Raw genomic sequence first — 13,685 nt, forward strand, 5'->3', positions numbered from 1 at the left:
TTCTGTTCAACCGTTAAGCCCCATGGCCTCGGCCGCAATGCGGTTTTTCACCGGGCCCAGCTGATTGAGCCAGCGCAAACCGGTGTTGCGCAGCCAGCGCACCGGCAACTCATCACGACCAAACAGCTGCTTGAACCCCTCCATGGCCGCCATCATGGTCAGGTTTTCACCTTTCCTCCGGCGCTGATAGCGCGCCAGAACCAGTTCATCCGCTGGCCCCAGGCCTGCCTTCCTTGCCCGCGAAAGCTCGTCCAACAGAGTGCGTACATCGCCGAAACCCAGATTGGCACCCTGCCCCGCCAGCGGGTGAATGGTATGGGCTGCGTCGCCGACCAGTGCGAAACCGGGCGCAATGTAGTCTTTCGCGTGGCGCTGGCGAAGCGGAAAAGCAAACCTTTTGGAGACTGCCTGAACCGATCCAAGCTCGCGCTCGATCGCCTGCTCAAGCTCGGCCGCAAATTCTGTGTCCCCCAGTGCCATCAGGCGCCTGGCTTCGTCGGTATCCTGGGACCAGACAATGGAGCAGAAATGCTCACTGCCCGATTCGGGCAGCAAAGGCAGGAACGCCAGCGGCCCAGTCATTGAAAACCGTTGCCAGGCGGTAAAGCGATGGCTCTGACTGGTTTGCACCGTGCACACGATGGCCTGTTGGTCGTAGTCCCATTCGCGGGTTGGCAAACCTACCCACTGACGCAAACGGGAATTGGCACCGTCACACCCCACGACCAATCCGGCCGACAGGGATTGGCCATCCTCCAGCTCAAGGGCGTAACTCCCTGAGGACCGCCTGCAGCCGGTAATCCTTGCGCCCTCGATCAGCTCAACCGGGCTTTGCTCCAGGGCGCCGAACAATGCCCGCACAATACTGCGGTTTTCGAAGATCGTCCCAAGGGCCCGTGCCTGAAGCTCGGCAGCTTCAAACTGTATTCGCCCAGTACCATCACCATCCCAGACTGTCATGGTCTGATAAGGACAGTGTCGACCGGCGGTCACCTCGGACCAGACTCCGAGCTGCTCCAGCAAGCGTTGGCTCGCCACCGAAATGGCACTGACCCGAGGCTCGAAATCGACAACGGTGGCGGCAGGCTCCGGTGCCCTGACCAGGGTTTCGTGATCGGAGCCCTCCACCAGCGCCACCTGCCAGCCCTGCCGCGAAAGCCCGAGAGCCAGGGCGGATCCGATCATGCCACCGCCGGCCACCAGAATATCGAAGGTTTTCACTTCACTCATGGCCAGGCGCCTCCCGGCCCAGATTTCCAGGCCGGTCAATCACCGCCCGGCGCCCTCCCAGGCCCATCGCCTTGCGCGCAAACCAGCGCTTGGCCCCGGGCAACAGATCAAGACCCACCAGACCGGCATCGCGGGCAGCAGTTACCGGCAACATGGAGTGTCCGAACAGGCGTACAAGAGAATCCGAGAAGCGTACCGTCTGTTGCCAATCCTGGCGATGCAGAGCCTGGTAGCGTTTGAGGACCTCGAGATCCCCGATGGACCTGCCCTGCTCTTCCGCCAACCGGAACTGCTCCACCAGAGTCATCAGCCCTCGCAGGGCCAGATTGAATCCCTGGCCTGCGACCGGATGCAGGGCGTGGGCGGCATTGCCCACCAGTGCAACCCCGGGCCGCACCGGCTCGTCCACCGTGGTCAGGGTCAGCGGATAATGGTGACAGGTACCGATGCGGGTAAACCGGCCAAGACGCCAGCCAAACCGGTCCTGGAGCCAGCGACATTTCTCCTGGTCGGGAAGCTCGAGAACCTCCTGCAGGGCTTCATCGGATAAGGTCCAGACCAGTGCCGACTGGTGCCCTGCACGCGTGGGAGAACCATGGGGCAAAAGCGCCATGGGGCCGGCATCGGTGAATCGTTCAAAGGCAGTGAAACCGTGGCTGTCACTTGTGGAGACATTGGCGATCAGGGCATTCTGGCCATAGCTGTGACGATCCGGCCTGAAGCCAAGCTTCTCACGCAGTCCGGAGCGACCGCCATCCGCCACCACCAGGCAGCGAGCCGTCAGTTCCGGGGCATCTTCGCCATCCTCCGACAGCCGGACCCGAACGCCGCCGGGAATGGGCGTCATATCAGTCACCTCTGCCGGCGCGCGCCACTGGACGTTGGTCTCCAGCAACTCACGCATCAGGCACAACCCCATCCAGCGGTTGTCAGCTACATAACCAAGGGCCTGCTGACCATGCTCGGCGGCATGCAACCGGGTGGCGCCGAAATGCCCCCGATCCGACACATGGATATGCTCAATGGGCGTGGCATGCTCGGCGAGACGATGCCACAGCCCAAGCTCTTCAAAAATCAGCCGGGAGCCCCACGCCAGAGCAGTGGAACGTGCGTCGTAGCTGGGCTGGTAACCGTCCGGCAGGGCATCGGGAGATAGCGGAAAGGCCTCGACTACGGTCACGTGCAGCGACGGCACCATCCGGGCCAGCGCCAGGGCGAGGGTTGCTCCGGCAAGGCCACCACCGGCAATGATCAGATCGGTATCGGGCTTGGTCACAGGGTGTCAGTCCGCCATCAGGGCTTCGATTTCGGCAATGGTTTTCGGCACCGCTTCGGTCAGGACCCGACAGCCGTCTTTGGTCACCACAACGTCGTCTTCGATACGAATACCAATGCCACGCCACTTCTCATCCACATCGGTGTTATCCGGCGCAATATACAGCCCGGGTTCAACCGTCAGGACCATGCCCGGCTCCAGCTGGCGCCAGGCATCACCGACCTTGTAATCGCCGACATCATGCACATCCAGGCCCAACCAGTGGCCGGTGCGGTGCATGAAGAAGGGTTTGTAGGCTTCATTGGCAATGGCGTCTTCGAGGGTGCCAGACAACAACCCGAGATCGATCAGGCCCTGGGTCAGCACTTCCAGTGCCGCTTCATGGGGCCGGTTCCAGTGGTTTTCCGGCGACACAGCCTCAATGGCCCGATACTGGGCCGCCAACACCACCTCATACAACGCCCGCTGCTCGTTGCTGAACTTTCCGCTGACCGGGAAAGTGCGGGTAATGTCGGAGGCGTAGCACTGGTATTCACAGCCGGCATCAATCAGCACCAGATCGCCGTCTTTCAGCGGTGCGCTGTTCTCGATGTAATGCAGGATGCAGCCATTGGCGCCTCCGCCCACAATCGACGGGTAGGCCGTTGACCGGGCGCCGTGCTCCATAAACGTGTGGATAAGCTCGGCCTCGAGGTTGTACTCGAAGCCACCCTTGCGGGCCCGCTTCATGGCGCGGCAGTGGGCTTCGGCGCTGATCTGGCCCGCCTTGGCCATAATCTTGATCTCGTTGGCGCTCTTGTAGAGCCGCAGGTCATGAAGCAGGTGCTCCAGGGCCACGAATTCGCCGGGCGGATGGGCGCCGCTGCGAACCTTGCTGCGAATCATCTTTACCCAGTCCATCACCCGGGCGTCAAAATGATCGTCCTTGCCCAGGGGATAATAGACCCGGCTGCGCCCCTCGATCATGCCCGGGAGTATGTCGTCGATGTCGGCGATCGGGAACGCATCGTCCAGGCCGTAGCGTTCAATGGCGCCTTCCGGGCCCACCAGGAAACCGTCCCAGAGTTCCTTCTGAGGATCACGCTCTTTGCAGAACAGAACCGATTCCCCGTGTTCACGGCCGGGGATCAGGGCCAGCACGGCCTCCGGCTCGCCAAAACCGGACAGGTAATGAAAATCACTGTCCTGGCGGAACGGGTGCAGCACATCGCGATTGCGAACGCGCTCCGGGGCGGCCGGAATAATCGCAATGCTGTCTGGCGCCATGCGCTCCATCAGCTTTCGACGGCGCTCGGCAAACTCCTTCACGGGGATCATGGAGTTCATAGTCTCTCCTGCAATCAGGACCCTGCTCAGTGCAGGGTCGGCGAATCAGACTTCGGCGGTTCGGGGGCGTTGAATTCGGTAAAGACGGCAAGCGCCCCCAGCCGGATGTACTCGGTAATCTCCAGCAACTGCTGCTCGCTTTCGTCGTCCGCTTCTTCCTCATCGGACAACTGACTGATGGCGACCATATCCTCGATCAGCTCCCGGATCTCATCCGGTGCCTGGCCCAGCGATTCACCCGCTGACAATGCCATGCCTTCGAGAAACCCACGCACCCAGGAAACCAGGGCCTCAAGGCGCTGCTCAATGGCGTAGTCGTCATCCGGTAACAAAGGATGGAAACTCATGTCTGCTGATTTCAAGAGCTCCAGGGTCTGCTCGTAGGCCCTGTTCATGAACGGAGCGAGATCGTCAGACTCCTCGACTGCGTCTTCAGCCAGGCCCATGTGCTCACATACCATGGCCAGCCACTCCGGCTCATTGATACGGGATCCGGCCGCCAGGCGACCACAAAGCGCACCGTGCAATTCGGATGGGTGGCTGAATGCCTTGTGAGCGGTAAAAACGTTGGCCCAGCGCTCGAATTCTGCGGCGCGGGCAGCACCGGAAGTGTCGGTTTCTGACATGAAACAGGCGAATCCTGTGTTGGTGGATTAGACGCCTACTTTAGCATTCAGGCGCCCTCAAGGCACTGCCTGTTGATTTTTAACCGGCGAGAGAACAATATGTTATAACATATCACTTAACGTGGAACTTCCTGCCATGAAGCGATCAAAACTCAACGCCGTATTTCTGGCTACCAGCAGTGCTTTGATGGCCCTTAGCGCGAATGCCAGCGACAATCCGGGAGCTCACCAACATGGTCATGCCGAACTGCAGGTAGCACTGGATGGCAATCAGATCGATCTGATTTTCACGTCGCCCGCCTACAACCTGCTCGGATTCGAACACCGCGCCCAGACAGACGACCAGAAAGCCCTGGTCAAGGAAACCGAAGAATGGCTCGAGCGCACACCGCTGATCAACACGCCAGATGCCAGCTGCAAGGTGGCGAGCGCTGAGGTTTATCATGAGGCTGGTGATGGGTCTGGCGACCAACACGACCATGGCCATAACAGTAATGGACACGACCACCACGAGCATAACGAACACGAGCATTCGGAAGGATACGGCCACTCGGATTTCGAAGTGACCCAGGTTCTGAATTGCACCGGACTGGCATCCGCAGAAGCGCTGCTGATTCCCCTCACCGAGCGCTTTCCCGAGATTGAAGATCTCGGTGTCCAGTGGGTGTGGTCAGGAGGTCAGGGATCAACGCGCCTCGAACAGCCAGAAAGCAGTTTCAGCCTGAAGGGCCAATAAGGCAGAGGACAGAGTTTTGCGAGCCCTACTCCGTATAGGGCTCAACATTCGTTGCAACCATCGAATAGGACGAGGTGCCAATGTCATTTTCGGTGCGGTCTATCACCAGCTTGCCTTCGATCCAGACCGGATCGTACAGGGCCTCAAGGGTGAAACCTTCCTTGTACTTCACGTGAATGATCTGGTTCGGCGGTGGTGGCGGCACATGAATACAGGCGCCGTAGTAAGGCACCAGGAAGAACTCCAGGATGCGCATGTCCTCGGTTGTTTTCAGGGGCACCACGAAGCCGGGGATGCGCCCCTCCACGTCGCCCATTTCCGGCACAACCCGGCCGGTCATGATCTCGTCCGGCAGCAGCGGCGGGCCATCGCCCTCGTGTTCAATCTCTGGCATATTCTCCAGCAGCGCCAGGTCCTCGGCAGGCATCAGCTCGAGCCAGTCGATTTCCCTGGTTTCGGCCTGACTGGCTGCCGGGAGCAAGAGCGCCAGGACAAGCGCAGTGATAGAGGGCAGCGCAAAGCGCGAACGCGCCGGGGCAAACATCATTGGACCACAAACTCCTGATACGGAAACTGGGAAACCGCCATCATACACCGGGCAGACAGCAACCAACATGACCAGCAAGACAGACTCAACCAGCAACAGTTCCCGAAGTACGTCAACCGCGATTGACGTCAGCGGGCTTGTGTTTTCCTGGGACCCGGCACAGGCACCCCTCAGTTTTCCGGATATCAACCTCAAGCGCGGCGAGCACCTGTTTCTACACGGCCCCAGCGGCAGCGGCAAAAGCACACTCCTGAGTCTCCTGGCGGGCATGCTTCGGCCCCACGCCGGCTCAGTGCGGATACTGGATACCGACATTCACCGGCTCGGCGCCGGCGCCCGGGACCAATTCCGCGCCGACCATCTGGGTGTTATCTTCCAGCAGTTCAATCTGGTGCCTTACCTGACGACCCGAGCCAACGTCACCTTACCCTGCGGATTGTCTGAACTGCGCAAACAGCACACCGAACCGACGGTCGCAGAGGAAGCTGAGAGATTGCTTGCCGCCCTGTCGATCCCCGAAGATCACTGGCAGCGAAAAGTCACCAGGCTGAGCATTGGCCAGCAACAGCGGATCGCAGCCGCCCGGGCACTGATTGGCGCGCCGGGTCTGATTCTCGCGGACGAGCCCACCTCAGCGCTGGATGCTGACAACCGTGACCGGTTTCTGGAACTGCTTCTGCACCTTGCCCACCGGCATAACACCTCCGTGCTGTTCGTCAGTCACGACCAGTCCCTCGCCCGCCATTTCGGTAATCAGCTGGAACTACGGGGTAACCGGACATGAAAGCACGCCTTGCTTTGACACTGGCCCTGGCCAGCCTGTGGCACCGGAAAAAGGTACTGGCCCTGGTGTGCCTGACGCTTACCCTGAGTGTTTCCTTGCTACTGGGCATCCAGTACCTACGTACCGAAGTCAAACAGTCTTTCACCAGCACCATCAGTGGCACCGACCTGATCGTCGGCGCCCGCAGCGGTCAGCTAAACCTGCTGCTGTACACCGTGTTTCATATTGGCGATGCCACCAACAACATTCGCTGGTCTACCTACCAGAGCCTGAAGGATGATTCTCGCCTCGAGTGGCTGATTCCGATTTCCCTGGGAGACAGCTACCGCGGCAATCGAGTGGTCGCTACCGACGAGAACTTTCTGAAGCACTTCCGTTACGGCCGGGATCTGCCGCTTGAACTGGCAGAGGGCCAGTGGTTTGAAGGGGTCTTTGATGTTGTGTTGGGCGCAGGCGTAGCACGGTCGCTGGCTCATCAGGTGGGCGAAGAAATCATACTGTCCCATGGTGGCGGCAGAACCAGCTTCTCCAACCATGAAGACACGCCGTTTACGGTTACCGGCATACTGGCGCCCACCGGCACGCCGGTGGACCAGGCGGTTTACATTGGTCTGGATGGCATCGATGCCATGCACGTGGGCTGGGAATCCGGGGTCGCCATTCCGGGCCGGACAATTACCCGGGAGCAGGCGGAAGGCCGTGATTTCACCCCCGATGCCATTACCGCCGCGTTTATCGGCATCGAAAGACAGGTGCTGACCTTCCGGATACAACGGGAAATCAACCAGTTCGCCGGTGAGCCGCTGTCAGCCATACTACCTGGCGTTGCGCTGAGCGAGCTCTGGCGGCTGATGGGCCAGTTCGAGCGGGCGTTGCTGGGCATCACCGTATTCGTCGTGATTACCAGCCTGATTGGACTCATCGCTGTTCTGTTAACCATACAGGCGCAACGGGCCCACGAAATTGCCGTACTCAGAGCTACCGGTGCCTCTCCAGCGCTGATCGCCTCGCTATATATCATTGAATGTGTCGCCCTTGCTGTCGCGGCCTGCGTGCTGGCCCTTGCCATTGGCATGGCAGGCGTCTCACTGGCAAGCCCATGGCTGCTGGCCAACTATGGCCTGCAGATCGCGCTGCGTCCGCTGACTTCCGAGGAATGGGCATTGCTTGTCTCGGTGCCAATCGCAGCCTTCATCGTGGGGCTGATACCGGCCTTCAGCACCTGGCGCCAGAGCCGACGGCTGGGCTTTGGCGAACCCGCGGATCAGTGATGCGCATCACGCAGGGAACGCAATGACAAGCCTGTAAATTGACCGACTTAGCGTCCACACTTATAGTTAGTTGCAATTACCTCAAACCACTGCTGGGCACGTCATGGAACAGTCCGAAGTACAGGCATTAGCGGACAAGCTGGACAGGCTGATTGAGCGCTGTCAGAAACTTGAGCGGGACAACGCCACATTGCGGGAGCTGCAAGATGACTGGAACCGGGAACGGGCCCAGCTGGTGCAGAAGAACGATCACGCAAAGCACAAGATCGAAGCTATGATCAGCCGCCTTCGGGCCCTGGAGCATCACTGATGGCACAGCAATCCACCACGGTTGAGGTGAAGATCCTCGACAAGGAATACCTGGTCGCGTGCCCGGAAGAAGAGCAGGAAGCACTGCTGCGGGCTGCCCGCCACCTGGACAGCAAAATGCGCGAAATCCGTGCCAGCGGCAAGGTGTTCGGCACCGAGCGCATTGCCGTTATGGCAGCTCTGAACATTACCCACGAACTGCTCGAGCGGGACACCATGTCGGACGCCACCAGCACGCTGCTGCGTGCCATGGACAGTAAACTCGACGGTGCCCTGGGTGACGGCTCGGGCCGTTGAATCGGCAGAGAATCGGAGACAGGTGTTGCAATCGGCCCCGCCACTGCCCGTATAATGGAATCAACTTCCTGGGCTGTTCGGGATAGTCGGATACGTCCTCGAGCCGATGCGCACTACCCAGGTGGCTACTTCAGGGCATTGTGAGCACGTCCCCGACAGGGGAAAGCCTAATATGTCACAGCGGCCACCGACCTTGAACTCTGGGTTCAAGGGCCACATCCGATAACGGCAGCCCGGGAAGCTTTATTTTGAGCCAGTTTATCGAGCCTCAACCGTTCCAGACCCATCCTGACACCTTCTCACGCAGTGAACTTCGCAAGCACCTGCGACATCATCGCCGTGCGCTGAGCTTCGAGCAACAGCAGCAGGCCGCCGAGTATCTCGCACTCAACCTGCTGAGGAATCCGGACCTTCACCGCGCCCGCCATATTGCCATTTACCTGCCCAATGACGGCGAGATTGATCCCCACGTCTACCTGGATATTGCCCGCCGCAAAGGCATCCGTTTCTACCTCCCGGTACTGCATCCGATCCATGAAGGCAGGCTGGTTTTCAGCCCCTATTACCACGGCGTGGAGCTCACTGCGAACCGGTTTGGCATACCCGAGCCGGCGTTCAGCAAAGGCCTGCGACGCCCGGCCTGGGCATTGGATGCCGTGCTGTTTCCGTTAGTGGGATTTGACGAACAGGGCGGAAGACTGGGAATGGGTGGGGGCTTCTATGACAGGACGTTCGCCTTCAGCCGGATACGACCAAGGCTGGCGCCGAAGCTGATTGGCCTCGCCCATGATTTCCAGAAGGTTAAGAAGCTGCCAATAGAGCCCTGGGATGTGCCCCTTCACAGCGTGGTGACCGATAAGCGACGTTACCGGTTCAGCGGCTGATTCATGACCTGAACGGAGCCGACCAGATTGGCCGCTCTTGCGTCTTTGTCTTCAGAGGCGTGGATGGATGTGAAACCAGTAATCACAAGGCCGATGGCAAAAATCAGCACAATGGCTTTGATGATGTCAGGCTTGCCGCCCATGGCTTCAGTTCCTCAAAATGCGCTTTAAAAGTGTCGGGAAATCAGTCAACTATTCTTGACTTCAAGAATCAGAAGAAAGACTAACACCTATCTGCGCTTTTACAATTTTTGACAGATTAAAATTCAGTAAGCTTTGTGTGCGGCGACCGGCCAGGGTCTGGTGGAGCTTTCCAAAACACGCTGTAAATACCTCCATGTACGCTTGGCTCCGCCATCCATGGCTCCGCACAGTTTTGGAAAGCTCCACCAGACCCTGGCCTACTCTGCGTTAATTCGATCGGGCATTTCCTTGCCCAAGAAACAGCTGATAGGCCTCGTTATCCGTCATGTTTTCATAGCGGAAACCGACCTTATCGAGCATCTTCTCGAAGTCCTGAACTTCATCGTCATCTACCTGGGCTCCCAGCAGAACGCGGCTGTAGGCCGCCCCGTGGTTGCGGTAATGGAACATGGAGATATTCCAGCGGGTACCCAGCGACATCAGGAACTTCAGCAACGCCCCCGGGCGCTCCGGGAATTCGAACTGGAACACTTTTTCGTTGGTGATAGTCGGCGCATGACCGCCCACCATGTGGCGAATGTGCTGCTTGGCCAGATCGCTGTCAGTCAGATCGACGACCGAATAGCCGTTCTCCCGCAGATCCTGCACCAGGTCTTCACGGCCGTGGCCGCCCGCTGCGATCTGGATGCCCACGAAAATGGTGGCATTGGTGGCGTCCGCGTAGCGGTAATTAAATTCGGTGATGCTGCGCTTGTGCAGGGCGTTGATAAAGGTTTTGAAGGCACCCGGCTTTTCCGGGATGGTCACTGCCAGGATTGCCTCGCGCTTCTCGCCCACTTCCGTACGCTCGGAAATGTAGCGAAGGCGGTCAAAGTTCATGTTGGCACCGCTGAGGGTGGCAATCAGGTTTTCGCCCTCCACTTTCTCCCGCTCGATGTACTTCTTGATGCCCGCCACACCCAGGGCACCGGCCGGCTCGGCAATGGAGCGGGTGTCCTCGAACACATCCTTGATGGCGGCGCAGATTTCGTCGGTGGATACGGTGATCACCTCGTCCACGTAGTCTTTACAGATTTCCCAGGGATGCTTGCCGATCTGCTTGACCGCCACGCCATCGGCAAAGATGCCCACCTCATCCAGCACTACCCGCTTGCCCGCCTTCATGGCTGCCTGTAGGCAGTTGGAGTCCTCCGGCTCAACGCCGATAACCTTGATTTCCGGACGTAGGTACTTGATGTAAGCAGCCATGCCAGCGATGAGACCGCCGCCACCAACACAAATAAAGATTGCGTGAATCGGCTTGCTGAACTGCCACATGATCTCCATGGCCACGGTCCCCTGGCCGGCAATGACATCCGGATCGTCGTAGGGCGGGATGTAGGTGTAGCCGTGTTTCTCGATCAACTCCTGGGCGTGAGCAGCAGCTTCGTCGAAGGCGTCGCCTTTCAGGACCACTTTGGCGCCATGGTCACGCACCGAACGCACCTTGATCTCCGGCGTGGTCTGGGGCATTACAATCACCGCTTTGATGCCCAGGTTCTTGGCAGCCAGCGCCACACCCTGGGCGTGATTACCGGCGGAGGCACAGATCACGCCCTTGGCCTTCTGCTCCTCGGAAAGCTGCGCAATCCGGTTGTAGGCACCGCGAATCTTGAAGGAAAACACCGGCTGAAGATCTTCACGCTTGAGCAGAATATTGTTGCCAAAGCGCTTGGACAGACTACGGGCTTCAGTCAGGGGTGTTTCGATGGCCACGTCATAGACGCGCGCATCGAGAATCTTCTTGATGTAGCGTTGCGGCATAGCAGTTCCGGCTTTTGGTTGGTGTGTGATGGCTGGCTGAGAAAAACCCACAGTGTAGAAAGTTTGCACGGCAGCCGTCTATAAGCAGAGGGTGCTTAAGCGTTATAATCCGCCTAAATCCAACCTGATTTGCAGCCGGAGCCCCAGATGACCCAGGACGAACTGAAAAAAGCCGTCGCCAAAGCCGCCATTGACTACATCGCCCCCCGCCTGGATAGCGACAGCGTGATCGGCGTGGGCACCGGCAGCACGGCCAATTTCTTCATCGACATGCTCGCGGAACTGAAAAACGAATTTGACGGCGCAGTCGCCAGTTCGGAAGCGACCGCCGAGCGCCTGAAAAGCCACGGCATCCCGGTTTATGATCTCAACAGCGTCAGTGGGCTGGAGTTCTACGTGGATGGCGCTGACGAAACCAACGAACGCCTGGAACTGATCAAGGGTGGTGGCGCCGCACTGACCCGCGAAAAGATCGTGGCAGCGGTGGCCAAGACGTTCATCTGCATTGCCGACGACTCCAAAATGGTTGGTATCCTTGGCGCTTTTCCCCTGCCCGTGGAAGTCATCCCCATGGCCCGAAGCCATGTTGGCAGGGAGATTGTAAGACTGGGCGGCGACCCGGTTTATCGCGAGGGGGTTGTCACCGATAACGGCAATATCATCATCGATGTTCACAACATGGATATTTCCCAGCCGATCCGGGTGGAAGAGCAGCTCAACAACATTGTTGGCGTGGTCACCAACGGCCTGTTCGCCCGCCGGCGCGCAGATCTGTTACTGCTCGGAACCAAAGACGGCGTGAAAAGTATCTCCAGCGAGGGCGCCTGACCGATTTCTATCGCTGCTCAATTGTCGAAGCTGGCCATTCAGGCCAGCTTTTTTATTGCCTGGAAAATCAAAAACCAAGCGCTTGCTTGGTAGCAGTTTTTCGGCGACACTGCTCTGCATTGATTCCGATCAGAGGGAGCTCCACCGTGTCCGACTACTTCAACGAAACCCACCAGCAGGTCCGTGCGACCGCCCGCAAGTTCATCGAAACCCACGTACTGCCCCACATCGACGACTGGGAAGAAGCGGGCGAATTTCCCCGAGAGCTCTACAAAAAAGCCGGGGATGCAGGGCTGCTTGGCATTGGCTTTCCCGAAGCATTGGGCGGCATCGGGGAAGGCGACATTTTCCTCAAAGTGGCTGTATCTGAAGAACTGATGCGCTCTACCTCCGGCGGCCTGGTGGCCGGCCTCGGCTCCCTGGATATCGGCCTGCCGCCGGTCGCCAAATGGGCGAAAAAGGAAGTCCGGGAACAGATCGTGCCGCCGGTTCTTCGCGGCGAAAAAATCGCCGCCCTGGCAGTGACCGAACCCGGCGGCGGTTCCGATGTCGCCAACCTGAAAACCCGTGCAGTCCGCGATGGCGACCATTACATCGTCAACGGCAGCAAAACCTTCATCACCAGCGGCATGCGCGCCGACCACTACACCGTTGCCGTGCGCACCGGCGGCGAGGGCCACGGTGGCATCAGCCTGTTACTGATCGACCGCGACATGCCCGGTTTCTCCACCGGCAAGAAACTGCGCAAAATGGGCTGGTGGGCCAGCGATACCGCGGAGCTGTTTTTCGAGGACTGCCGGGTTCCTGCCGACCGCCTGATCGGCGCCGAAAACGCCGGCTTCATCGCCATCATGAGCAACTTTCTGGCCGAGCGCCTGAGCCTTTCCATCATGGCCTATATGACCGCCCAACTCGCCTACGAGGCAGCACTGGAATACACCCAGCAACGCAAGGCATTCGGCCGCAACATCGCCGGCTTCCAGGTAACCCGCCACAAACTGGTGGACATGGCCACCCAGATCGACGTAGCCCGAGAATACACCTACCGCTGCGCCGCCCTGATGCAGGCGGGCAAGAACCCCATCAAGCAGGTGGCGATGGCCAAGAATTTCTCGGTGGATGTCTGCGAAAAGGTCACCCGGGAAGCGGTGCAGCTGTTCGGCGGCATGGGGTACATGCGTGAAACCGTCGTCGAGCGCCTCTACCGTGACGCCAAGATTCTCTCCATCGGCGGCGGCACCACCGAGATCATGAAGGAGCTCATTGCCAAGCAGATCAAGCTCTAGACCGCTGGCGTCGATCGTGCCTTCAGGTTCTGCCCCAGCCTGCCAGATTGGGGGCGGGCTCCTGTCGGCGGCCTTTCCAAAACACGCTACGAGCACATCCATGTGCGCTTGTTTCGGGCCATCCTTGGCCCTCTACAGTTTTGGAAAGGCCACCGACAGGACCCGTTCAAGCAATGTGCAATCCACCTGTTGTTGGCCTCTATCATCAGGGTTCGCTTTTGAGTGCTGCTCAATGGTTCGGGCAGCTATCTGGAAGGGCCTTCCGAAAACGTGGAGCGCCAAGGATGGCGCGACCGAGCCCTACATGGACGTATTCACGGGCGTTTTTCGGAAGGCCC

General features: G+C 59.1%; 15 protein-coding genes and 1 other RNA gene. 9 read left to right on the forward strand and 7 right to left on the reverse strand.

The window, feature by feature from the left end; all coding sequences use genetic code 11:
• Positions 1-6: 6 nt before the first annotated feature.
• Genes NUW46_RS17285 through NUW46_RS17300 form a run of 4 tightly spaced genes read right to left on the reverse strand, consistent with a single transcriptional unit; the run spans position 7 to position 4,458 of the window.
• On the reverse strand, positions 7-1,230 hold the full coding sequence (locus NUW46_RS17285; RefSeq protein ID WP_418140786.1) for a UbiH/UbiF/VisC/COQ6 family ubiquinone biosynthesis hydroxylase: 1,224 nt from the start codon (positions 1,228-1,230) through the stop codon (positions 7-9).
• Positions 1,223-2,506, reverse strand: a complete 1,284-nt coding sequence (ubiH, locus tag NUW46_RS17290; protein ID WP_418140787.1) for a 2-octaprenyl-6-methoxyphenyl hydroxylase — start codon at positions 2,504-2,506, stop codon at positions 1,223-1,225. Before ubiH ends, NUW46_RS17285 begins: the two co-directional genes overlap by 8 nt.
• 6 nt (positions 2,507-2,512) lie before the next feature.
• On the reverse strand, positions 2,513-3,832 hold the full coding sequence (gene pepP / locus NUW46_RS17295; protein WP_418140788.1) for a Xaa-Pro aminopeptidase: 1,320 nt from the start codon (positions 3,830-3,832) through the stop codon (positions 2,513-2,515).
• Between the two features lie 26 nt (positions 3,833-3,858).
• A complete protein-coding gene (locus NUW46_RS17300) occupies positions 3,859-4,458 on the reverse strand; it encodes a UPF0149 family protein (RefSeq protein WP_069182002.1) in 600 nt (199 codons plus the stop codon).
• A 136-nt stretch (positions 4,459-4,594) separates the two neighbouring features.
• On the opposite strand from NUW46_RS17300, the gene NUW46_RS17305 reads away from it, so the two are divergent.
• On the forward strand, positions 4,595-5,194 hold the full coding sequence (locus NUW46_RS17305; protein ID WP_418140789.1) for a ZrgA family zinc uptake protein: 600 nt from the start codon (positions 4,595-4,597) through the stop codon (positions 5,192-5,194).
• A gap of 25 nt (positions 5,195-5,219) precedes the next feature.
• On the opposite strand, the gene NUW46_RS17310 is transcribed toward NUW46_RS17305, so the two are convergent.
• Positions 5,220-5,741, reverse strand: coding sequence for a DUF3299 domain-containing protein (locus NUW46_RS17310; protein WP_136629832.1), 522 nt, complete (start codon positions 5,739-5,741; stop codon positions 5,220-5,222).
• Between the two features lie 67 nt (positions 5,742-5,808).
• On the opposite strand from NUW46_RS17310, the gene NUW46_RS17315 reads away from it, so the two are divergent.
• The 6 genes from NUW46_RS17315 (at position 5,809) to NUW46_RS17340 (ending at position 9,286) form a co-directional block, all read left to right on the forward strand.
• Positions 5,809-6,525: an ABC transporter ATP-binding protein gene (locus tag NUW46_RS17315; protein ID WP_069182004.1), complete on the forward strand. Its 717-nt coding sequence runs from the start codon at positions 5,809-5,811 to the stop codon at positions 6,523-6,525.
• Positions 6,522-7,796, forward strand: a complete 1,275-nt coding sequence (locus NUW46_RS17320; protein ID WP_418140790.1) for an ABC transporter permease — start codon at positions 6,522-6,524, stop codon at positions 7,794-7,796. Before NUW46_RS17315 ends, NUW46_RS17320 begins: the two co-directional genes overlap by 4 nt.
• 103 nt (positions 7,797-7,899) lie before the next feature.
• A complete protein-coding gene (locus NUW46_RS17325) occupies positions 7,900-8,106 on the forward strand; it encodes a TIGR02449 family protein (RefSeq protein ID WP_008170964.1) in 207 nt (68 codons plus the stop codon).
• Positions 8,106-8,402 (forward strand): cell division protein ZapA, encoded by a 297-nt coding sequence (locus tag NUW46_RS17330; protein ID WP_069182006.1) that lies wholly within the window; start codon positions 8,106-8,108, stop codon positions 8,400-8,402. Before NUW46_RS17325 ends, NUW46_RS17330 begins: the two co-directional genes overlap by 1 nt.
• Positions 8,403-8,464: 62 nt before the next feature.
• Positions 8,465-8,646: non-coding RNA, 6S RNA (gene ssrS / locus NUW46_RS17335), on the forward strand.
• A 4-nt stretch (positions 8,647-8,650) separates the two neighbouring features.
• Positions 8,651-9,286, forward strand: coding sequence for a 5-formyltetrahydrofolate cyclo-ligase (locus tag NUW46_RS17340; protein ID WP_418140791.1), 636 nt, complete (start codon positions 8,651-8,653; stop codon positions 9,284-9,286).
• Here the strand turns inward: NUW46_RS17340 and NUW46_RS17345 are convergent.
• Positions 9,268-9,429, reverse strand: coding sequence for a hypothetical protein (locus NUW46_RS17345; RefSeq protein WP_008170953.1), 162 nt, complete (start codon positions 9,427-9,429; stop codon positions 9,268-9,270). The genes NUW46_RS17340 and NUW46_RS17345 overlap by 19 nt on opposite strands.
• 268 nt (positions 9,430-9,697) lie before the next feature.
• Positions 9,698-11,233 (reverse strand): threonine ammonia-lyase, biosynthetic, encoded by a 1,536-nt coding sequence (gene ilvA, locus NUW46_RS17350; protein ID WP_222465442.1) that lies wholly within the window; start codon positions 11,231-11,233, stop codon positions 9,698-9,700.
• A gap of 147 nt (positions 11,234-11,380) precedes the next feature.
• Here ilvA and rpiA point away from each other — a divergent pair, with 147 nt between their 5' ends.
• The gene (rpiA, locus tag NUW46_RS17355; RefSeq protein ID WP_305966471.1) at positions 11,381-12,061 is read left to right on the forward strand and encodes a ribose-5-phosphate isomerase RpiA; all 681 of its coding nucleotides are present in this window, start codon (positions 11,381-11,383) and stop codon (positions 12,059-12,061) included.
• 146 nt (positions 12,062-12,207) lie between these two features.
• The gene (locus NUW46_RS17360; protein WP_418140792.1) at positions 12,208-13,347 is read left to right on the forward strand and encodes an acyl-CoA dehydrogenase family protein; all 1,140 of its coding nucleotides are present in this window, start codon (positions 12,208-12,210) and stop codon (positions 13,345-13,347) included.
• The last annotated feature ends 338 nt before the right edge of the window (positions 13,348-13,685 follow it).

The organism is Marinobacter sp. MA (assembly GCF_048298425.1).
In the GTDB taxonomy this organism is placed as follows: domain Bacteria; phylum Pseudomonadota; class Gammaproteobacteria; order Pseudomonadales; family Oleiphilaceae; genus Marinobacter; species Marinobacter salsuginis.